Source organism: Paractinoplanes rishiriensis, from assembly GCF_016862375.1.
In the GTDB taxonomy this organism is placed as follows: domain Bacteria; phylum Actinomycetota; class Actinomycetes; order Mycobacteriales; family Micromonosporaceae; genus Actinoplanes; species Actinoplanes rishiriensis.
Genome location: NZ_BOMV01000064.1, coordinates 40,039 through 58,332, shown reverse-complemented (window position 1 = coordinate 58,332; position 18,294 = coordinate 40,039). Strand labels below are relative to the sequence as shown.

Below are 18,294 nucleotides of genomic sequence, written 5' to 3'. Positions count from 1 at the left end.
GTTGGGAGAGAACATGTCGCTCGATGTCCCCACCGCCCTGCTCGAACGCGCCGAGTCGGGCGAGGTCACCGACGCCGAGTTCGTCGACTGTGTCCGCCAGTCCCTGCCCTACGCGTGGACCGTGATCAGCCAGGTCGCGACCGATCTGGACAGCACCGACGGCGAGTTCACCGATCACGCCGTGCCGCCGCCCAGCGAGACCGAGCGGGGCCAGCTGCTGCGGGCCCTGGCCAGCGACGCCATCCGGGGCGGGCTGGAGCGTCACTTCGGGGTCAAGCTCGCCTTCCAGAACTGCCACCGGGTGGCCGCGTTCCGGCTCTCGGCGGTGGGCGGCGACCGCTACCAGAAGTTCATCTCGCCGCGGGGTCAGCTGCTCAACCAGTCGCCGGAGCTTCGTGACTGCTGAGCCGGCCGTCCCGGGGAGCCGGTTGCCGCCGGCTCCCCTGCGGGTCGACGTCTTCCTGCTGGCCGGCCAGTTCCCCGGCCGCAGCGCCGGCGACGCGCTGCGCGACGCCGTCGCCTACGGCGAGGAGGCCGAGCGGGCCGGCTTCGACGGGGCCTGGATCGCCGAGCATCATTTTTTGCGGTACGGAACGTGCCCGTCGGCGCCGGCCCTGGCCGCTCACCTGCTCGGGCGCACCACCCGGCTGCGCGTGGGCACGGCGGCCTGCATCCTCTCCAACCGCCATCCGGTCGCGCTGGCCGAGGAGGCGGCGCTGCTGTCCGAGGTGTCCGGCGGCCGGTTCGACCTCGGCGTCGCGCGCGGCGGGCCGTGGATCGACCTGGAGGTGTTCGGCACCGGCCTGGACCGCTTCCGGGACGGTTTCGCGGAGTCGCTCGACCTGCTGCTGTCCTGGCTGTCCGGCGACTCGCCCAAGGTCGGCGCGGACGGCAAGTTCTTCCGCTTCCCGCCGGTCGACGTGGTGCCGGCACCGAGCCGCCGGGTGCCGGTGTACGTGGCCGCCACCAGCCCGGAAACGGCCGCGCTGGCCGCCGCCCGCGGCCTGCCGATGCTGCTCGGCATGCACGCCAGCGCGGAGGAGAAAAGCGCGCTCGTCGGTGACGCTGGAGTGAACGGCCATGTTAGCGCACATGTCGGATATGTCGCCGGTACGGTGGGGGCGGCGCAGGAGGCTTTGCGCGCGGCTATGCCGGGGTGGCTGGCCAGCACCGGGGAATACGTGCGGATCGATGGCACCGCACGACCGCGGCGCGACCTCGACGCGTACCTCCAAAGGCTTTTGAATTTGCATCCGGTCGGGACGGTGGAGCTGTGCGTGGACCGGCTGGCCGAAACGGTGGCGGTCACGGGGGTCCGGCACCTGCTGCTCATGGTCGAGGGAGCCGGTGACGCGGAGCGCACGCTGGCCAACATCGCCAGGCTCGGGGCCGAAGTTTTGCCGCTCCTTAAGGATCGATGTGCGTAACTTGACGCGTTGCCCGGCGGTAACAATGATGACCTTCGACCACGCGGCCACGTGACGAAATTGGCCGGGCGTGGGTGGCACGCGACGGTGACTTGGTGGGAAGTCAGCGCCGCCGGACGGTGAGCCGCCGGTGGTAGCGACTGTGCACCCGGACCGGCCGGACCGTCGCGAGGCGTCCCCACGACGAAGGATCCCCCACATGTCCACCCGCAAGCGCACCCGTCGCCTGCTCCTGGCGTCCGTGCTGGCCATGGTGCTCGGTGCCGCCCTCAGCATCGGTCTGCCCAAGGCATTTGCCGACGCCAAAACCGTCTACATCCCCGCGTCCTGGCAGAGCACCGGTGAGGTGCCGTGGGCTCAGAACCGCACGAAGGAATCGGCGAACTTCATCCTGCTCTGGGGTGAGAAGTCCGGCACGACCCCCACGTCCGCGCCGTCGCCGTACAACTTCAACCCGGACAACATCCTGTCCCAGTTGGAGACGCTGTACTCGTACTACGTGAACACGATGAAGTTCACGCCCGAGGCCGGCGCGCTCGCCCAGCACAAGATCGTCGTCATCGTCACCCAGACCTGGAACCGCGAGGCGCTCAACGCCTGGGCCACCGGCGGCAGCGCCGAGGGCCGGATCGGCGTGATCAACATCGCGCCCGCCGCGGCCGCGCCCGGCTCCTGGGGTCTCGCGCACGAGTTGGGGCACGTGTTCCAGAACCTGGCCTGGCTCGGCAAGTCCGGTCTGGGCTTCACGCACGCGTCGGCCGGCACCTTCTGGGAGGCCAGCGCCGAGTTCATGTCGATGCAGGTCTACCCGAACGGCGGCGCCGGTGACCTGACCCGGTTCCTGCGCACGGAGAACCTGGCGTACTCGTCGAGCCGGCACCACTACGGCGCCTGGATGCTGATCCAGTACCTGGTGGACAAGAACGGCGGCATCGGCATCTTCAACCGGATGTGGAACGAGGCCCGCAACACCGAGCACCCGCTGGAGACGTACAAGCGGCTGGCCGGGCTCTCCCAGGAGCAGTTCAACCAGCAGATGGCCGAATACGCCCAGAAGCAGGTCACGTACGACTACAGCAACCGGTCGAGCTTCATGCCGTTCATCAACAACATGTACGGCGGGCAGTTCATCCGGGCGTACAACGGCATCGCGGTCGACGCCGTGAACCAGGCCGCCGGCCACTACGCGGTGCCGGACGCCCTGGCCCCGTCCGACTACGGCTACAACAAGATCAAGCTGGTCCCGAGCACCTCGGGCGGCACGATCCGGCTGCACTTCAAGGGCCACGTGAACAGCGCCGCGGGTTCCGGCTGGAGCTACGGCTTCGTGGGCGTGCGCAACGGCACCCCTCGGTACGGCCCGGTCTACACCTCGGCCGACTCGCAGATCTCGTTCCAGACCCAGGCCGGTGAAGAGGTCTACCTGGTCGTGGTGGGCGCACCGTCGACGAACGTGCACAAGTACGGGTTCCTCGACGGGTACACCAAGAACTACCGGTACCCGTACGAGTTCGGCATCAGCGGCGGCGTCCCGTCCGGGTACGAGCCCGGCTACGTCAAGCCCACTCCGGTCGGCGGCCGCTGGCACTCCAACGGCGGCGGCTGGGTGTCCAACAGCGCCAACGTGTCCGCGTCGGCGTACGTCGGCCCGCGCGCGGCCGTCTACGGCAACAGCACGGTCAGCGAGAACGCCCGCATCGAGGGCCTGGCCTGGGTGAACTCCGGCGCCACGGTCCGCGGTAACGCGGTCGTCAAGGACAACGCCCTGATCCAGGGCGGCGCCAACCTGTCCGGCAACGTGGTGGTCGGCGGCGACGCCGAGATGGGCATCGCCTGCTCGTCCGGCACGTACCTGCTGTTCACCACGAACCGCAACTGCGACGGCCGGGCCGGCGAGACCGACATCAACCCGGCCTACCAGCGGTTCACCGACGCCGAGGTGGCGGTGACGGGCGGCGACACGCCGACCCCGAACCCGACCACGGCGCCGACCACACCGCCCACGACGGCCCCGACCACGCCGCCGACCACCGCTCCGACCACGGCCCCCACCACCGCACCGACCACGGCTCCGACGACCGCGCCGCCGACCACCGCGCCGCCCTCGGGTGCGCCGTGCTCGGCCACGCTCGCGGTCACCGGCACCTGGCAGGGTGGCTTCCAGGGCGAGGTCACGATCACCGCCGGCACCGCGCCGGTGAACGGCTGGACGGTCAGCTGGCCGCTGGCCTCCGGTCAGGGCGTGTCCCAGTCCTGGGGCGCGAACGTGACCACCAGCGGCAGCACCGCGACGGCCAGCAACGCGGCCTGGAACGGTTCGCTGACCGCGGGCGGGCGCACCACCTTCGGTTTCATCGGAACGGGCGCGGCCAGCACTCCGCAGCTGAGCTGCACCGCTTCCTGATCCACCCCGGCCGGCCGGAGCAGCCCACGCGGCGCTCCGGCCGGCCGTCTTTTACCGGGCCGGCTTCAGCTTGCTCGCGGCCTTCTCGACGATCCGGGTCCTCTCCGCCGGTTCGAGGTTGCTCATCCCCGCGATGACGGCGAAGACATCCCCGTGCGCGAACGCGACGAGTTCGGTGGCGCCGCCCGCGCCGTCGTACGTCGCCCGCAGGCCGGCTGCGGCGTCGCCGACCCGCGGCACCTCCAGGGTCCGGACCTCGACCCGGGTCACCGACGGATTCCCGAGCTCGCCGAGGGCCATGGCCGGACATTTCCGCGGTGCCTCCGCGATCCCGGCCACCATGGTCAGGGCCTTATTGGAACCCGTTGCAGCCAGAATCTCGACGATGGGCCAGCCGGTCTTGCTGCGGAGCAAAGCCACTTGGGCGGTGGGCACCTTCGCCCCGGCCGCGGGCTTGCCGCGCAGGGTGGCGCAGATGTCGGCGAAGTCGCCGACACCGTACGAGTGCTCGATCGGATCGTCGAAGCCGTAGCCGGGCAGGTCGGCGGCAGTGAGCAGCGCGGCCCGGAGGCGGGCGGCGGTGGGCGGCGGAGCCACGGCAGTCGGAGCCACGGCAGTCGGCGGCCGGCGCCCGGGTGACGACGGTCCAACGGCCGGGACCGGCTGGCCTCCGGCTGCCGACGACGGCCCGGCGATCAGGACGGGCGCGCTCCCGGTAGTGCGGGCCGCGGCCGGCAACGACGACGTAGCAACGGCCAGCACGACTGCCGCCACCACACTACTAGTCCGGATATTTCGCATCTTAGTAATATGAATGATTGCGCTTATTCTCGTCCGGGGTTCGGCAGCGGCGGAGGGGTCGGGACAGCCCGGCGGCTGGGCGCGGAGCGTGCGTGGCACCCAGCCGGCCGTGCGCCACGGGACTGGGGCCGTCGCGTACCTCCGCATTGTGGCGTTGACCTGGAGTGCGCTCCAGGTCATAGCGTCCGGAACCATGCAGACGATCGAATTGGGCCGGACCGGCCAGCAGGTGTCGCAGCTCGCGCTCGGGGCGATGCAGATGGGCAACGCCACCGGCGAGCGGGAGTCCGCCGGAATCCTGGATCGGTATCTGGAGATCGGCGGGTCGTTCATCGACACCGCCGACTGTTACGAGTGGTGGGCGCGGCCGGGCAGCCGGGGCGGCGAGAGCGAGGAGTTGCTCGGGCGGTGGCTGCGAGGTAGGCGGGAGCGGGTGTTCCTGGCGACCAAGGGCAGTGCGCTGCCGGTGCACTCCCCCGAGCTGTGGGCGGCGGACGGGACGCCGGACTGGGAGCTGGCGCGGCGGACGTTCGCGGGCGCGGGGGCCGCGACGCTGCGGGCCGCGCTGGACGGCAGTCTGCGGCGGCTCGGCACCGACCACATCGACCTGTACTACATCCACGTCGACGACCGGAGCACGCCGCTGGCGGAGACGCTCGAGACGCTGGCCGGATTCGTGCAGGCCGGCAAGGTGCGCTACCTCGGGTGGTCGAACGTGCGGACCTGGCGGCTGGAGCGGATCCGCGGGCTGTGCGAGCGCAACGGGTGGCCGGTGCCGGTGGCGGTGCAGCAGCAGCACAGCTACCTGCGGCCCCGGGGCGGGCTGGACCACGCGTCGATCGTGGGGCCGGAGCAGCTCGACTACCTGCGGGACAACGACGACCAGACGCTGGTGGCCTACTCGCCGATCCTCAAGGGCGTCTACGACGACGCGCGGCGGCGGGCCGAGCACTGGATGATGGAGTCGTACGCGGGGGCCGACACCGACGCCCGGATCGCGGCGGTCACCGCCGTCGCGGCCGAGGCCGGCGTCACGCCCAACCAGCTTGTGCTGGCCTGGCTGCTGCACCAGACGTCGCCGCGGGTGCTGCCGCTGATCGGGCCGCGGACCCGGGAGCAGTTCGAAAACCTGATCCCGGCGCTGGACGTGAAGCTCGGCGAGGATCAGCTGGCCCGGTTGGACGCGGCCGGGGCCTGAGTGAGCGGCTCGGCCGGGTGCAACTGCGACACCACCTCGCGCAGGATCCGCCGGCCGGCCGCCAGCAGGTCGGCCACCGCGGGTGTGCTCAGCGCGTACACGACCAGGCCGTTCTCCCGGTAGGACCGCACCACGCCGGCCCGCCGCAGTTGCGCGAGCTGTTGGGACAGGTTCGACGGTTCGACGTCGATCTCGACGAGCAGCTCGCGCACCGGGCGCGGGCCGGCCTGGAGCAGTTCCAGCACCCGGATCCGGATCGGATGGCCGAGCAACCGGAACATCTCGGCCTTCGCCTGATAGAGCGGGACTGCTGTCACGTTTCCGCCTTTGCAGACTTGCGAACTTCGGCAATTGACCTCGTACTGCCCTCAGCCTTTCCCGATCGATGATGGCCACGTCGGACAGCCGGTCCGATCCGGTGCGGCCCGCACGGAACATCCTCGATGCATGGCTGAGATGGATGTGGCACTCAAGGACGCACTTCAGGTGGACGGCGCGATCGCGGCCGCGGTCGTCGACCACACCAGCGGCATGGCGCTGGGGACCGTGGGCGGCGGGCACGGCTTCGACATCACCGTGGCCGCGGCCGCCAACACCGAGGTGCTGCGGGCCAAGCTGCGCACCATGGACCTGCTGGGCCTGCGCGAGAAGATCGAGGACATCCTGGTCACGCTCGGCAGCCAGTACCACCTGATCCGCCCGGTCGCCGGTCCGGCCGGCCACGGGCTGTTCATCTACCTGGCACTGCACCGGGACCGGGCGAACCTGGCCCTGGCCCGGCACCAGTTGCGGATGATCGAACAGCGCCTGGAGGTCTAGGCTCGGCCGAATGCGCCGCTACCGCTCCGAGGACGAGGACAGCATCCGCTGGCGGGACTTCCGGCTCCGCCCCGGCGACGTCGTGATCAGCACCCGGTCCAAGAGCGGCACCACCTGGATGCAGATGATCTGCGCGCTGCTCGTCTTCCAGACCCCGCAGTTGCCGGCCCGCCTGACCGAGCTGTCGCCCTGGCTCGACTGGCTGGTCGTTCCGCAGGATCAGATGTTCGCCCGGCTGGCGGCGCAACAGCACCGGCGCTTCATCAAGACCCACACCCCGCTCGACGGCGTACCGATCGTGCCCGAGGTGTCGTACGTGGTGGTGGCGAGGCACCCGCTGGACATGGCGGTGTCGCTCTACCACCAGATCGACAACATCGACCGCGACCGGCTGCGCGCTCTCACCGGTTCCGCCGCGGTCGCGTCGCCGTCGCGCCCGCGGCCCCCGGTGGCGGAGTGGCTGGCCGGCTGGGTCGACGACACGCGCGATCCGCACGAGTCCCTGGACTCGCTGCCGGGCGTCCTGATGCACCTGACCGACGCCTGGCAGCGCCGCCACCTCCCGAACGTCCGCCTGGTCCACTACGACGACATGCTGACCGACCTGGCGGGCACGATGCGCTCGCTGGCGGAGTGGCTGGGCATCTCGGTGCCGTCGTCGCGGTGGCCGGAACTGATCAGGGCGGCGACTTTCACCGAGATGCGGCGGCGGGCCGACGAGCTGACCCCCAACCAGGAGGGGGTGCTGCGGGACAACCGGGCGTTCTTCCGCGAGGGCCGGTCACGGGCGGGGCGGGAGCTGCTGGGGGCGACGGATTACGCCCGGTATGAGCGGATCGTGGCGGAGCTGGCGCCGGCGGATCTGGTGCGGTGGCTGCACCTCGTCCGTCAGGCATAGTGGCGGTAGATCGGGCGGGCCACGCAGGCCGGTTTGTCGGCGCCGTCGATCTGGACCGTGAAGTCGAGGGTGGTCTGCACGCCGTTGCCGGGCACGTCCTCGACGGACACGACCGTGGCGGCCAGGCGGATCTTGGCACCGACCTTGACGGGGCTGGGGAAGCGCACCCTCTCCAGGCCGTAGTTCACGCCCATCTTGACGCCCTCGACCGTGAGCAGCTCCGAGAACAGCGGAATGACCAGCGACAACGTGAGGTAACCGTGGGCGATCGGGGCGCCGAACGGGCCCTGCGCGGCTCGCTCCACGTCGACGTGGATCCACTGGTGGTCGCCGGTCGCGTCGGCGAACGTGTTGACCCGGTCCTGGGTGATCTCGAGCCAGGAGCTGTGGCCGAGGTCCCGGCCGGTCAGCGACTTCAGGCCGTCGAGGCCGGTGACGGTGATCATGCGGGGTTCTCCTTCCCGATCAGGCCCAGCAGGCGGGCCGCGTTCGTCTTGAGAATTTTGGGTTTGACCTCGGGCTTGATGTCGAGCTTGTCGAAATCGGCCAGCCAGCGATCGGGGGTGAGGACGGGGTAGTCCGACCCGAACAGCACCTTGTCCTGCAGCAGGGTGTTCGCGTACCGGATCAATGGGGCGGGGAAGTATTTCGGCGACCAGCCGGACAGATCGATGTACACGTGGGGCTTGTGGGTGGCGACCGCGAGCGCCTCGTCCTGCCATGGGAACGACGGGTGGGCCAGGATGATCCGCAGTGCCGGGAAGTCCACCGCCACGTCGTCGACCAGCATCGGGTTGGAGTAGCGCAGCCGGATGCCGCCGCCGCCGGGCAGCCCGGCGCCGATCCCGGTCTGACCGGTATGGAACAGCGCGGGCACGCCGAGTTCCTCGATCGCTTCGTAGAGCGGGTACGCCAGCCGGTCGTCCGGCGCGAAACCCTGCAGGCTCGGGTGGAACTTGAAGCCGCGTACGCCGTACTCGCGTACCAGTACACGCGCCTCGCGCACCCCGGCCCGGCCCCGGTGCGGATCGATGCTGGCGAACGGGATCAGCACGTCGGCGTGCTCGGCGCAGCTCGCGGCGACCTCCTCGTTCGGGATCCGCGGATGGCCGGTGACGTGCTCGGCGTCGACCGTGAAGACCACCGCCGCCATCCGCCGCTCGCGGTAGTACGCCGCCATCTCCGGCACGGTCGGCTGCCGGTGCCCGGCCGCCTTGAAGTACTTCTCCGACGCCGCCAGCAGTTCCGGGCTCAGCGACGTGTGCCCGTCCGCACCCACCTCGGCATGGGTGTGCACGTCGATCGCGACGAGCGCCTCGATATCCACTTAACCCGCCGGGATCCCGTACGTCTCCGGATCGGCACCGACCCCGCCGGCCCACTGCTCCGCGATCGCCTCGGCGCTCCACCCGCCGCTGGCGAACGCCACCACCTTCTCCCGGGGGTGCGCCCACAGCGTGAGCCGGTCGCCGCCCACCCCGATGGCCTGCCCGGTGATGCCCCGCGCGACCGGCGACGCCAGGAAGACGATCAGTCCGGCCGCGTCGTCGGCCGTGCCCAGGCCCTCGTCCCGCCGCAGCCAGTCGGGCAGCGGGTCGCCGGTGCGTTCGGACTCCTCGATGGCCGGGGCAAAAGCGGCGATGGTACGCGTCATCGCGGTCGCCGCCACCGGCACCACGGCGTTGACCATGATGTCCGCGCGGGCCAGTTCGAGTGCCCAGGTACGCGCCATCGCGGCGATGCCGGCCTTCGCGGCGGCGTAGTTGGTCTGCCCGAAGTTGCCGCGCTGCCCGGCCGGCGAGCCGACCAGCACGAGCCGGCCGCCCTCGCCCTGTTCCCGCATCCGGATGGCGGCGGCGCGGGCGCAGGTGAACGTCCCCCGCAGATGCACGCGGACGACGTCGTCGAAGTCGTCGTCGGTCATCTTCCACAGCACCCGGTCGCGCAGGATGCCGGCATTGGTGACCATGACGTCGAGCCGCCCGAAGGACCGCACCGCGGTGTCGACCAGCAGTTCCGCCGTCTCGCTGCTGCCCACCGCCGCGGCCACGCCGACCGCCTGCCCACCGGCCGCGCGGATCGCACCGACCGCCTCGTCCACCGCCGCCGGGTCGACGTCGTTGACCACCACCGAGGCGCCGGCTTTTCCCAAGGCTTTCCCGTACGCGAGTCCGAGCCCTCGCCCGCTGCCGGTGACAACGGCCACCGTACCGGTGAGATTGATGGCGTCCACCCCACCGAAGTTAGGCGCGGAGTTCACGGCCGTCAATATTGTGCCTAACATTGTGGCCATGGCGATCGACTCGGCGGCCCGGCCCCAGACGCTGATGCTCATGCTGTTCGGCGACGTGGCCCTGGAACGCGACGTCTGCGTGTTCTCCGGCAGCGTCATCGACGCCCTCGGCCGGCTGGGCGTCTCCGAGCATGCCACCCGTTCCACGCTGAGCCGGATGGCGGGCCGCGACCTGCTGCGCCGCCAGCGCGAGGGCCGCCGCATGTACTTCGGGCTCACCGGCCGGGCCACCGCCATCCTGCTCGACGGCCGCGCCCGCATCTGGCACGACGGCGCCGTCAACGACCGCTGGGACGGCACCTGGACGCTGCTCTGCTTCTCGCTGCCCGAGTCGATGCAGCGCGAACGCCACGACCTGCGCTCCCGGCTGGCCTGGGCCGGATTCGGCCCGTTGCAGGGTGGACTGTGGATCGCGCCGGGTGCGGTCGCCGCGCAGGGCATCGTCGCCGACCTGGGCCTGGGCGCGCACGCCCGGGTGTTCCACGCGCGCGCCGACGAGCTCACCGACATCGCCGCCATGGTCCGCGACGCGTACGACCTGCATGAACTCGGCGCCCGCTACCGCGAGTTCCTGGACCGCTGGGACGGCCGGCCGGAGGCGGCCGACCCCTTCGCGGCGCGCCTCGGGCTGATCGCCGAGTGGCTGGACGCGATCCGCCGCGACCCGCGCCTGCCGGTCGAGCACCTGCCCGCCGACTGGCCCGCGGTGCGCGCGCAGAAGGTGTTCCGCGAGCTCGAACAGGCCTATCGGGGGCCGGCCTCGGCGGTCGCCGCTGGGCTGCTCGACGTGCGGCCACTTGCACCGGCCTGACGAGGGCTTCTATCGTGATGAGCCGATCTTGTGGCTACTCCCGGGAAGGCTGGACCCGTGCGCGACGAAGCCTTCCACGCCTTCTTCGAGCAGCACCACGTCCAGCTCTCCGGCCTCGCGTACCTGCTCAGCGGTGACGCCTCGGCCGCCGACGACCTGGCCGCGGACGCGCTCACCGAGGTCTGGCGGCATTGGGACCGGGTCTGCGCCGCCGGCGATCCGGCCGCGTACGCCCGTGGCATCGTCGCCAATCTCACCCGCAACTGGCTCCGCCGGCAGGGCCGCGCCTGGCGTGGCCTGCAGATGCTCGGGCTGGCACTGGGCGGCGAACGCAGCAGTCCGAGCCCCGACGTGCCGGCCGTGGTCGACGTGCGGTCCGCGCTGCGCCTGCTGCCCTACCGGCGCCGGGCCTGCGTGGTGCTGCGGTACGCGTTCGACCTGCCGGAGAGCGAGGTGGCCGACATCCTCGGCATCTCGGTCGGCACGGTGAAGAGCCAGACGTCGCGGGGTGCCAAGCAACTGGCCGAACTGTTGCAGGACGTACGCCTGCCCGACCAGTTCGGCGGATGGGAGGTGGCCCGGTGATCGACCACCAGGAGGACTTCCTGCGCGGCGAACTGCGGCACGCACTCGACTCGCGCCAGCCCGACCGCACCGCGATGCTCAACCGGATCGCGGCGAACCGGTCCGGCCACCACCGCCCACGCCGCCAGGCCCTGCGCCTGGCCGGCTCGGCACTCGCGGTGACCGGCGTGCTCGGCATCGGCGGCGTCGCCCAGTGGGCGCTGGCCGGCGACACGCCGCTCACCCCCGAACCGGCGGCGCCGCGACCCGCCGCGACGACGACGGCCGCCCCGGCTCCGAGCGCCCCGGTCAGCTCCTCGCCGGAGGCCGCCAGCAGCGCGCCCAGCCGCCAGCCGGCCAGCCGCACGCCGAGCAGCGGCCTGCCCTCGGCGTCCACCGCGGTCGCACCGCCGACGCCGCCCACGCCCGCCGCCAGCCCCGTGCGCGGCCACCCCGGCGACACCCAGGTGGTCAAGGGCAGCATGTCGTCGACGTCCTCGATCGCCGGCACCGGGCACAGCCAGGTGGTAATCACCGCAGGCGCCGATCTGACCGAGTTCGATCTGATGATCCGGGTGCCGCTGACGCCCGGCATCACCCCGGGCGCGGGCACCTCCGACGTCCCCGGTGTGACGGTCACGGTCGAGAAGCGGGCGGACGCTCTGATCTACCGCTATCTGCTGGGTGCGGGCAAGACCATAACCGCGGGCACGTACGTCTTCGACGCGCGCTACGGCGGCCCGGCGCGCGACGCCGCCGAGGACACGTACGAGTCCTACGCCACCTCGGTCGAACGCAAGCGCATCCACCTGTACGGCAACTTCCTGCCGAAGGACTGAGCCACTTGCACCGGTTCCGCCCGTCCCCCTAGGGTCGAACCGCCGGGGGAAAGCGCTTGCCTGGCGGGAAGGACACCGGTCTTCATGCTCTTCGCGGTCTCCACGCTGGGCTACCCCGGCCGTCCCATCGACCAGGTGGGCGCACTGCTGCGGCGGCACGGCGTCGAGGCCGTGCAGTTGCGCTGCGCCTCCGACGAGCCGGTCCACGTGGGAATCGACACCGCCGCCCGCCGCGACATCCGCCGCCGCCTGGGCGACGAGGGCCTGGCGCTGATCGGCCTCGCCACGTACGTGAACCTGGCCGGCGGCGCGACCGATTTCGCCGCCCACCTGGACCTGGCACACGACCTGGGCGCGCCTGCCCTGCGCCTGATGCCCGGCGGCGGCGACCACCCCTCCACGCACCTGCAGCGAGCCGCCGAAACCCTGTCCCGCATCGCGGCCCGAACCAACGGCAGCGGCGTCCGCCTCCTGGTCGAAACCCACGACGCCTTCCTCCGCGGCGACGACCTCCGCCGCCTGCTGGAGATGGCCCAGGCCGGCCCCGCGGTAGGCGCGATCTGGGACGCGCTGCACCCGTGGCGGGCCGGCGAGGCCCCGGCGGTCACCGCGGCCGCGCTGAGCCCGTGGCTGGCCGAGGTGCAGATCAAGGACGTGGCGGCACCGACCCGGTTGCACCCGCTGGTGCCCGGCAGCGGCGCGGTCCCGCTGCCGGAGGTGCTGACCAGGGCGCGGGAGGCGGGCTTCGACGGCCCGGTGGTCCTGGAACACGAGGCCCGCTGGTACCCCGACGCCGCACCGATCGACGAGACGATCGAGGGCGCCCAGCGGGTGCTGGCCGCGGCCTGGCCGCAGTAGGGTCTCGCCCACGGCGCCGCAACCGCGCCGCCCCGGCGGGCGGGCACGACGGGTGCGGCTCTGCCGCTCGATCGTGTCGATCCGCTGCCGTCGGGCAACCCCCATTCGACAACCTCGCGACCGGCGCCCGGGCTGCCGCTCGATCCTGCGGCCGGACCGCACTCCCCGCTGTCGCTTCCCCTCCGGCGCCCATGATCGAAAACGGTCGCTGCGGATTCACTCCCCGGCCGGTGGCACGCCGGTAGCCCGGTGGGCGCCGCCGGTGTCGAACCTCGCGGTGTGCCGGACGGGCGCCGCCGTCCGGCACCGGACCGTCACGCAGATCGAAGTGAACGGTCACGCAACAAGAACACGAAGAGGCGTCACATATGGCGACATCGCCATCGCACGGAAGACATCATAAACGCCCGCATCCCCGCACTTCTCCAAGCCTTCCACCCGCATCGTGTGCCAATGCGCGACTGAGACCTTGATTGACAGTTGCCACGAACCGACCCATCGACATAGAAAGTCATGCATGCGCCCACGAGAGATCGCGCAAGCGTGGTTCGACATGTGCCGGACAGGCGATGCGGACCGACTATCTGAATTGGCCACCGACGATTTCGTATGCCACGGCCCCGGCGGTGCCGGCGACCGTGCCATGTTCCTGGAGTGGCTGCGCTGGTACCCCACCGCCTTCTCCGAACAGACCCCGGTCCTCGAGGACGTCATCGTCACCGACGACCGCATCGTGGTGCGTTACATGGTCCGCTCGACCTACCGCGGCGGCTACCTCAACCTGCCCGCCTACGACCAACCGGTACAGGAGACCGGAATAATCATTTTCCGACTTGCCGACGGCCGCGTCGCCGAGACCTGGCTCGAGGGCAACGACCTGGAAGTGGCCCAGCAACTGGGCGGCCAGGTCCGTACGCTCTAGCCCCTGACCAGGGCTTCCCGAGCCGTAACCGCACCATTGCCCACTCCACACCTCCCCCTCACCCCGGCCGCTCCGCCGGTGATCAAAACGTCCCCCCGCCCCGCCGACAGCACTCCCCTGTCGGCGGGCACTCACCAGCCAGCCCCGCCCGACCGGCTCACACCGCGCAGGGCATCCTAGGAGGCTGGGTTGGTTGGCTCGGGCGCGGCGCACCTGGGACAAACCGTCATAAAGAGGCGGTCGAGCTCGGCAAGCGCGGCGCCATCGCGGCCGATCTTGCTGACTTGCGGTCCCGCCATGACCCAAAGCCCACAAGATCTGGGACGCGACAAATCGGCGCAGACGTGTCGACTTGCTGCCGCCCGGCGGTGCGAAGTCCACGAGATCCAGGCACGCCGGCCGGCGCAGGGGCACACCGGCTGCTGAAGCCTCGGGCGAAATCCACAAGATCCAGGAACGCCGGCGCAGGGGCGCGCTGGGCTGCTGGAGCTGGTCGCGCGAGGTCTTGGCGTGGGTCACGCACTCTCAGGTAAGCGCTTGCCTACCATCGATGATCACTGATTAGATGGCGGGCATGGCTCTTGATCGGAGAACGCTGCTGCGTGCCGCCCTCGCGGGCGCCGCCGGCCTGGCCGGTGCCGCAACGGCCGGTGGAACCGCAGCCCAAGCCGCAGCCCAAGCCGCGGCCGCAGCGCAAGCCGAGACCGCCGCCCAGGCCGGGACCGCAGCGCAAGCCACGACCTCAGCCGCAGGCGCCGGCCGCCCCCGCCGCCGGACCGTCTTCGTGGCGGGCGACTCGACCGCCGCGACCTACGCCACCGCTGACGTGCCGCGCGCCGGCTGGGGGCAGGCCCTGCACGCCTTCCTCCGGCCCGAGATCGACGTCGTCAACGCGGCTCTCTCCGGCGCCAGTTCCAAGAGCTTCGCCGACCTCGGCCGCCTCGATCAGATCCTCGCCGCGATCCGGCCGGGTGACGTGTTGCTCGTCTCGTTCGGGCACAACGACGAGAAAGTCGACGACCCGGCCCGCGGCACCCTGCCGTGGAGCACCTTCCAGGAGTATCTGCGGCTCTACCTCGACGGCGCCCGGGCCGCGCACGCCCACCCGATTCTGGTCACGCCGGTCGAGCGGCGGCGCTTCACCGCGGACGGTGTGGCGTACCTGTCGCATGGGGAATACCCGGACGCCGTGCGCGCCCTCGCCGCGGAGACGCGTACCCCCTTGGTGGATTTGACCGCTCTTTCCTTTGCGCTCTGGGGTGAGCTCGGCCCGGACGGCACCAAGGGCTACTTCCTGCACCTCGACGCCGGGGTCTCGTCCAACTACCCGGCCGGCGTCGCCGACAACACGCACTTTCAGGCGCACGGCGCCATCGAGCTGGCCCGCGCGGTGGTCGGCGCCGCCAGGACGCTGCCCGGACGCGACCGGAGGGCGCTGCACAGCCCTTCCATCCCCGACGACGTGCTGGTCTGGCCGCCGACCCGGCCGGCCGAAAGCTAAGGCCGAAACTAGGAAAGCTAGGCCGCGGCCAGCGCCCGTACCAGCTCGAAGTCGGGGTCGGCCACCGGCCGCCCGAAGTGGTAGCCCTGCAGGTAGCGGTAGCCGAGGCGGGACAGCGCCGCCGCCTGCTCGGCCGTCTCGACGCCCTCGGCGACCGCGGACAGCCCGAGACCGCTGCTGATCCGGATCAGCGCCTCGGCGATCACCGCGTGCCGCCCGGAGGCCGTGATGTTGTCGACGAAGGACTTGTCGACCTTCAGGGTGTGCACCGGCACGGTCTGCAGCAGGCCCAGCGACGAGTGCCCGGTGCCAAAATCATCAAGAGCAATGCGTACGCCGAGTTCGCGCAACTCGTGCAGCGCCACCACGGCCGGGCCGCCCTCGAAGACCGCGGTCTCGGTGATCTCGACCGCGAGGCAGCCGGCGGGCAGGCCGGTATCGGCCAGGATCGCGGCCACCGTCGCGGCGTAGCCGGGCCGGGCCAGCTGCTTGGCCGAGACGTTGACGCTCACCCGCTCGGGTGCGGCCGGGCCCAGCTCGGCACGCCACCGGGCCAGTCGCCGGCAGGCGGTCCGCATGATCCAGTCGCCGAGTTCGACGATCAGGCCGTTCTGCTCGGCCACCGGGATGAACGCGGCCGGACTGACCAGGCCGCGGTACGGGTGTTCCCAGCGCACCAGGGCCTCGACCGCCTTCACCCGGCCCAGCGGCAGCTCCACGATCGGCTGGTAGACCACCCGGAACTGGCTGGCGTCCAACGCCGCCCGCAGTTCCGCGCCGAGCCGGGCCGCGTCGGTGGCGCGCTCATCCAGCGCGGGGCTCCAGCGCACCGCGGCCGCGCCGGTGCGCTTGGCGGCGTGCATGGCAGTCTCGGCCTGGCGCACCAGTTCGGCCGGGTCGACGGCGCCGCCGGCCAGGCCGATGCTCGCGCCGACCAGCAGTTCCCGGTCGCCGGCCAGCACCGGCAGGTGCAGGCCGGCCACCAGGGTGTCGGCCAGCTCGCGGGCGTCGTGGGCGCTGGCGCCGGTCAGCAGCACGGCGAACTCGTCACCGCCGAGCCGGGCCACCAGCGCGTGCGGCGCGGCGTTCGCGATCCGGCCGGCCAGGGCGGCCAGCACGCGGTCGCCGACCGGGCGGCCGAGTTCGTCGTTCACGTTCTTGAACCCGTTGACGCCGAGCAGCGCCACCTGCGGCAGGCTGCCCGCGGCGAGCACGTCCCGCAGCGCCGACTCGAACCGGCGGCGGTTGGCCAGGCCGGTGAGGTCGTCGGCCAGCGCCAGCCGCTCCAGTTCCGCGGACTGGTGGCGTACCTTGCTCATGTAGCCGGCCAGACGCGCGATGACCAGCACGAACAGCACGATCGAGGCGATCGCCACGGCCGCCCGGTCGGTGCGGTCGTCGCCGACGCCGGGCACGAACAGCAGGGTGGGTGCCAGCAACGAGCAAAGGCCGAAAACACCCAGCCAGGTACGCCGGTGCGTGCCCCCGGACGGAGCGGGGACGACGGCCGACGGGGGTGCGGCCATGCTCGGGTGCAGCGCGGCGGCCACCCAGGCTACGTAGGACAGCAGGAAGACGCCGTTGATCGGGTGCTCGTAGCCCAGCTCGTACAGGCTGGCCAGCGAGAACGAGGTGTCCGCGACGAGGGTGAGGAGGACCGCGGCGCCGATCAGGCGGATGCTCACGCTGCGCGCGCCCGAATCGGCGAACAGCCGCGCCAGCAGCACGAGCAGCAGCACGTCGACCGCCGGGTAGGTGGTGCTCACCCAGCTCTCGAACGCGGAGGTGGCCTCCTCGGCGGCGGTCGGGCGCAGGATGAAGATCCAGAAGACCAGGCCGAGCCCGGTGGCGATGATGGCGGCGTCGATCAGGGTGGAGAGCTCGCGCAGCCGCCGCCGGAACAGCAGCAGCACCAGGCCGGTGGCGTACATCGGGTACGAGGCCAGGTAGAACGCGTCCGCGAAGGACGGGTACGGCTCCTGCTCCAGGATGATCTTGTAGTACTCGAAGGTCGTGTCGCCGAGCACGTTCATGATCATGCCGCCGGCGAACAGGTACCACATGGCCGGCCGCTCGGGCCGGTGCAGGCGCACCGCGAAGATCAGCGCCAGAGCCGCGATCAGGCCGATCACGATGAGGGTCACGCTGGCCGCCGCGCTCCCCTCCGCGGGGAGCAGCAGGAAGCCGGCGATCGCCGCCGCGCCGGCAGCCACCCATCCACGCCACAGTTGTTCTCGGGGCACGTCGTCATATCGGCATGCGGCGGCCCGGCTGAAGGGAGGTGTGGATCACGTTGCCCACTTCCCAAAAAATCTTGAAATCGGCTTGGCACTCCCCCGCCAGGAGTGCTAAAAAATATCTTGTCGCTGCTGGTCACTCAGGGTGATGCACCTCGGGAGACCACGCAGCGCCCTCGGCAGAACCGATCTTTAGCCGAGCGCCACGTGTCCGCCGGACCGGCCGGTGGACGCTTTCGAGGAGGTGTTCGTGGTGCTGACTTTCGATCCTTTCCGCGAGTTCGACCGTCTCGCCGGGCAGCTGTCCGGCATCGGAACCGCGGTTTCCGGCGGCGCCACCATGGCGATGCCGATGGACCTGTACCGGTCCGGTGACCACTTCGTGCTGCACTGCGACCTGGCCGGGGCCGACCCCGGCTCGGTTCAGGTGGACGTCGACCGGCGGGTGCTGACGATCCGCGCCGAACGGTCCGCGCGCACCGACGACGACGTGCAGTGGGTCCGCCGGGAACGGCCGACCGGCACGTTCGAGCGCCGGATCACCCTGGGCGACGGTCTCGACCTCGACAACATCGCGGCCACCTGGGAGGAGGGCGTGCTGACCCTCAGCATCCCGGTCGCCGAGTCGGTCAAGCCGCGCCGCATCGAGATCGCCAAGGGCACCGCGGTGGATCAGCCCGCCCTGGCCCAGTCCGCCGTGAGCCAGTCCTGAGCCGGCGGCG

Annotated in this window: 19 protein-coding genes; 13 read left to right on the top strand and 6 right to left on the bottom strand. The window is 71.2% G+C overall.

Annotation, left to right across the window (positions count from 1 at the left end; genetic code table 11):
- Positions 1–13 precede the first annotated feature (13 nt).
- The 3 genes from Ari01nite_RS30500 to Ari01nite_RS50185 all read left to right on the top strand — a co-directional run bounded on the left by Ari01nite_RS30500 (position 14) and on the right by Ari01nite_RS50185 (position 3,831).
- Positions 14–406: an SCO5389 family protein gene (locus tag Ari01nite_RS30500; RefSeq protein ID WP_203785663.1), complete on the top strand. Its 393-nt coding sequence runs from the start codon at positions 14–16 to the stop codon at positions 404–406.
- Complete coding sequence (locus Ari01nite_RS30495; protein ID WP_239163164.1) at positions 396–1,427, top strand: LLM class flavin-dependent oxidoreductase; 1,032 nt, start codon at positions 396–398, stop codon at positions 1,425–1,427. Before Ari01nite_RS30500 ends, Ari01nite_RS30495 begins: the two co-directional genes overlap by 11 nt.
- Positions 1,428–1,626: 199 nt before the next feature.
- Positions 1,627–3,831: a DUF6055 domain-containing protein gene (locus Ari01nite_RS50185; RefSeq protein ID WP_239163163.1), complete on the top strand. Its 2,205-nt coding sequence runs from the start codon at positions 1,627–1,629 to the stop codon at positions 3,829–3,831.
- A 51-nt stretch (positions 3,832–3,882) separates the two neighbouring features.
- Here the strand turns inward: Ari01nite_RS50185 and Ari01nite_RS30485 are convergent, their stop codons facing one another.
- Positions 3,883–4,443: a hypothetical protein gene (locus Ari01nite_RS30485; RefSeq protein WP_203785662.1), complete on the bottom strand. Its 561-nt coding sequence runs from the start codon at positions 4,441–4,443 to the stop codon at positions 3,883–3,885.
- Between the two features lie 382 nt (positions 4,444–4,825).
- Between Ari01nite_RS30485 and Ari01nite_RS30480 the strand changes: the two genes are divergently transcribed.
- On the top strand, positions 4,826–5,830 hold the full coding sequence (locus Ari01nite_RS30480) for an aldo/keto reductase (protein WP_203785661.1): 1,005 nt from the start codon (positions 4,826–4,828) through the stop codon (positions 5,828–5,830).
- Here Ari01nite_RS30480 and Ari01nite_RS30475 read toward each other — a convergent pair.
- Positions 5,797–6,111, bottom strand: coding sequence for an ArsR/SmtB family transcription factor (locus Ari01nite_RS30475; protein WP_203785689.1), 315 nt, complete (start codon positions 6,109–6,111; stop codon positions 5,797–5,799). The two genes, Ari01nite_RS30480 and Ari01nite_RS30475, sit on opposite strands and share 34 nt — an antisense overlap.
- Before the next feature lie 166 nt (positions 6,112–6,277).
- Between Ari01nite_RS30475 and Ari01nite_RS30470 the strand changes: the two genes are divergently transcribed.
- Positions 6,278–6,649, top strand: a complete 372-nt coding sequence (locus Ari01nite_RS30470; RefSeq protein ID WP_203785660.1) for a hypothetical protein — start codon at positions 6,278–6,280, stop codon at positions 6,647–6,649.
- 10 nt (positions 6,650–6,659) lie between these two features.
- The gene (locus tag Ari01nite_RS30465) at positions 6,660–7,547 is read left to right on the top strand and encodes a sulfotransferase domain-containing protein (protein ID WP_203785659.1); all 888 of its coding nucleotides are present in this window, start codon (positions 6,660–6,662) and stop codon (positions 7,545–7,547) included.
- Here Ari01nite_RS30465 and Ari01nite_RS30460 read toward each other — a convergent pair.
- Genes Ari01nite_RS30460 through Ari01nite_RS30450 form a run of 3 tightly spaced genes read right to left on the bottom strand, consistent with a single transcriptional unit; the run spans position 7,538 to position 9,807 of the window.
- Positions 7,538–7,993: a MaoC family dehydratase gene (locus tag Ari01nite_RS30460; protein ID WP_203785658.1), complete on the bottom strand. Its 456-nt coding sequence runs from the start codon at positions 7,991–7,993 to the stop codon at positions 7,538–7,540. The genes Ari01nite_RS30465 and Ari01nite_RS30460 overlap by 10 nt on opposite strands.
- Complete coding sequence (locus Ari01nite_RS30455) at positions 7,990–8,874, bottom strand: amidohydrolase family protein (protein WP_203785657.1); 885 nt, start codon at positions 8,872–8,874, stop codon at positions 7,990–7,992. Before Ari01nite_RS30455 ends, Ari01nite_RS30460 begins: the two co-directional genes overlap by 4 nt.
- The gene (locus Ari01nite_RS30450) at positions 8,875–9,807 is read right to left on the bottom strand and encodes an SDR family NAD(P)-dependent oxidoreductase (protein WP_438872248.1); all 933 of its coding nucleotides are present in this window, start codon (positions 9,805–9,807) and stop codon (positions 8,875–8,877) included.
- Positions 9,808–9,838: 31 nt separating this feature from the next.
- Here Ari01nite_RS30450 and Ari01nite_RS30445 point away from each other — a divergent pair, with 31 nt between their 5' ends.
- The 6 genes from Ari01nite_RS30445 to Ari01nite_RS30420 all read left to right on the top strand — a co-directional run bounded on the left by Ari01nite_RS30445 (position 9,839) and on the right by Ari01nite_RS30420 (position 15,335).
- On the top strand, positions 9,839–10,651 hold the full coding sequence (locus tag Ari01nite_RS30445) for a PaaX family transcriptional regulator (RefSeq protein WP_203785656.1): 813 nt from the start codon (positions 9,839–9,841) through the stop codon (positions 10,649–10,651).
- A gap of 57 nt (positions 10,652–10,708) precedes the next feature.
- Positions 10,709–11,236, top strand: a complete 528-nt coding sequence (locus Ari01nite_RS30440; protein ID WP_203785655.1) for a SigE family RNA polymerase sigma factor — start codon at positions 10,709–10,711, stop codon at positions 11,234–11,236.
- Positions 11,233–12,054 (top strand): hypothetical protein, encoded by an 822-nt coding sequence (locus tag Ari01nite_RS30435; RefSeq protein ID WP_203785654.1) that lies wholly within the window; start codon positions 11,233–11,235, stop codon positions 12,052–12,054. Before Ari01nite_RS30440 ends, Ari01nite_RS30435 begins: the two co-directional genes overlap by 4 nt.
- Positions 12,055–12,138: 84 nt before the next feature.
- Positions 12,139–12,912 (top strand): sugar phosphate isomerase/epimerase family protein, encoded by a 774-nt coding sequence (locus Ari01nite_RS30430; RefSeq protein ID WP_203785653.1) that lies wholly within the window; start codon positions 12,139–12,141, stop codon positions 12,910–12,912.
- Between the two features lie 517 nt (positions 12,913–13,429).
- Positions 13,430–13,834 (top strand): ester cyclase, encoded by a 405-nt coding sequence (locus Ari01nite_RS30425; RefSeq protein ID WP_203785652.1) that lies wholly within the window; start codon positions 13,430–13,432, stop codon positions 13,832–13,834.
- A gap of 574 nt (positions 13,835–14,408) precedes the next feature.
- Positions 14,409–15,335 (top strand): rhamnogalacturonan acetylesterase, encoded by a 927-nt coding sequence (locus tag Ari01nite_RS30420; protein ID WP_203785651.1) that lies wholly within the window; start codon positions 14,409–14,411, stop codon positions 15,333–15,335.
- A 17-nt stretch (positions 15,336–15,352) separates the two neighbouring features.
- On the opposite strand, the gene Ari01nite_RS30415 is transcribed toward Ari01nite_RS30420, so the two are convergent.
- Positions 15,353–17,548: a putative bifunctional diguanylate cyclase/phosphodiesterase gene (locus Ari01nite_RS30415; protein WP_239163162.1), complete on the bottom strand. Its 2,196-nt coding sequence runs from the start codon at positions 17,546–17,548 to the stop codon at positions 15,353–15,355.
- 274 nt (positions 17,549–17,822) lie between these two features.
- On the opposite strand from Ari01nite_RS30415, the gene Ari01nite_RS30410 reads away from it, so the two are divergent.
- Positions 17,823–18,284: an Hsp20/alpha crystallin family protein gene (locus Ari01nite_RS30410; protein ID WP_203785687.1), complete on the top strand. Its 462-nt coding sequence runs from the start codon at positions 17,823–17,825 to the stop codon at positions 18,282–18,284.
- Positions 18,285–18,294 lie beyond the last annotated feature (10 nt).

What these genes read in the sequence shown, in the direction of transcription:
- Ari01nite_RS30500 (WP_203785663.1), top strand. Translation starts at nt 14, where the DNA reads ATGTCGCTCGATGTCCCCACCGCCCTGCTCGAACGCGCCGAGTCGGGC.
- Ari01nite_RS50185 (WP_239163163.1), top strand. Translation starts at nt 1,627, where the DNA reads ATGTCCACCCGCAAGCGCACCCGTCGCCTGCTCCTGGCGTCCGTGCTG.
- Ari01nite_RS30480 (WP_203785661.1), top strand. Translation starts at nt 4,826, where the DNA reads ATGCAGACGATCGAATTGGGCCGGACCGGCCAGCAGGTGTCGCAGCTC.
- Ari01nite_RS30475 (WP_203785689.1), bottom strand. Translation starts at nt 6,111, where the DNA reads ATGTTCCGGTTGCTCGGCCATCCGATCCGGATCCGGGTGCTGGAACTG.
- Ari01nite_RS30470 (WP_203785660.1), top strand. Translation starts at nt 6,278, where the DNA reads ATGGCTGAGATGGATGTGGCACTCAAGGACGCACTTCAGGTGGACGGC.
- Ari01nite_RS30465 (WP_203785659.1), top strand. Translation starts at nt 6,660, where the DNA reads ATGCGCCGCTACCGCTCCGAGGACGAGGACAGCATCCGCTGGCGGGAC.
- Ari01nite_RS30460 (WP_203785658.1), bottom strand. Translation starts at nt 7,993, where the DNA reads ATGATCACCGTCACCGGCCTCGACGGCCTGAAGTCGCTGACCGGCCGG.
- Ari01nite_RS30445 (WP_203785656.1), top strand. Translation starts at nt 9,839, where the DNA reads ATGGCGATCGACTCGGCGGCCCGGCCCCAGACGCTGATGCTCATGCTG.
- Ari01nite_RS30430 (WP_203785653.1), top strand. Translation starts at nt 12,139, where the DNA reads ATGCTCTTCGCGGTCTCCACGCTGGGCTACCCCGGCCGTCCCATCGAC.
- Ari01nite_RS30425 (WP_203785652.1), top strand. Translation starts at nt 13,430, where the DNA reads ATGCGCCCACGAGAGATCGCGCAAGCGTGGTTCGACATGTGCCGGACA.
- Ari01nite_RS30420 (WP_203785651.1), top strand. Translation starts at nt 14,409, where the DNA reads ATGGCTCTTGATCGGAGAACGCTGCTGCGTGCCGCCCTCGCGGGCGCC.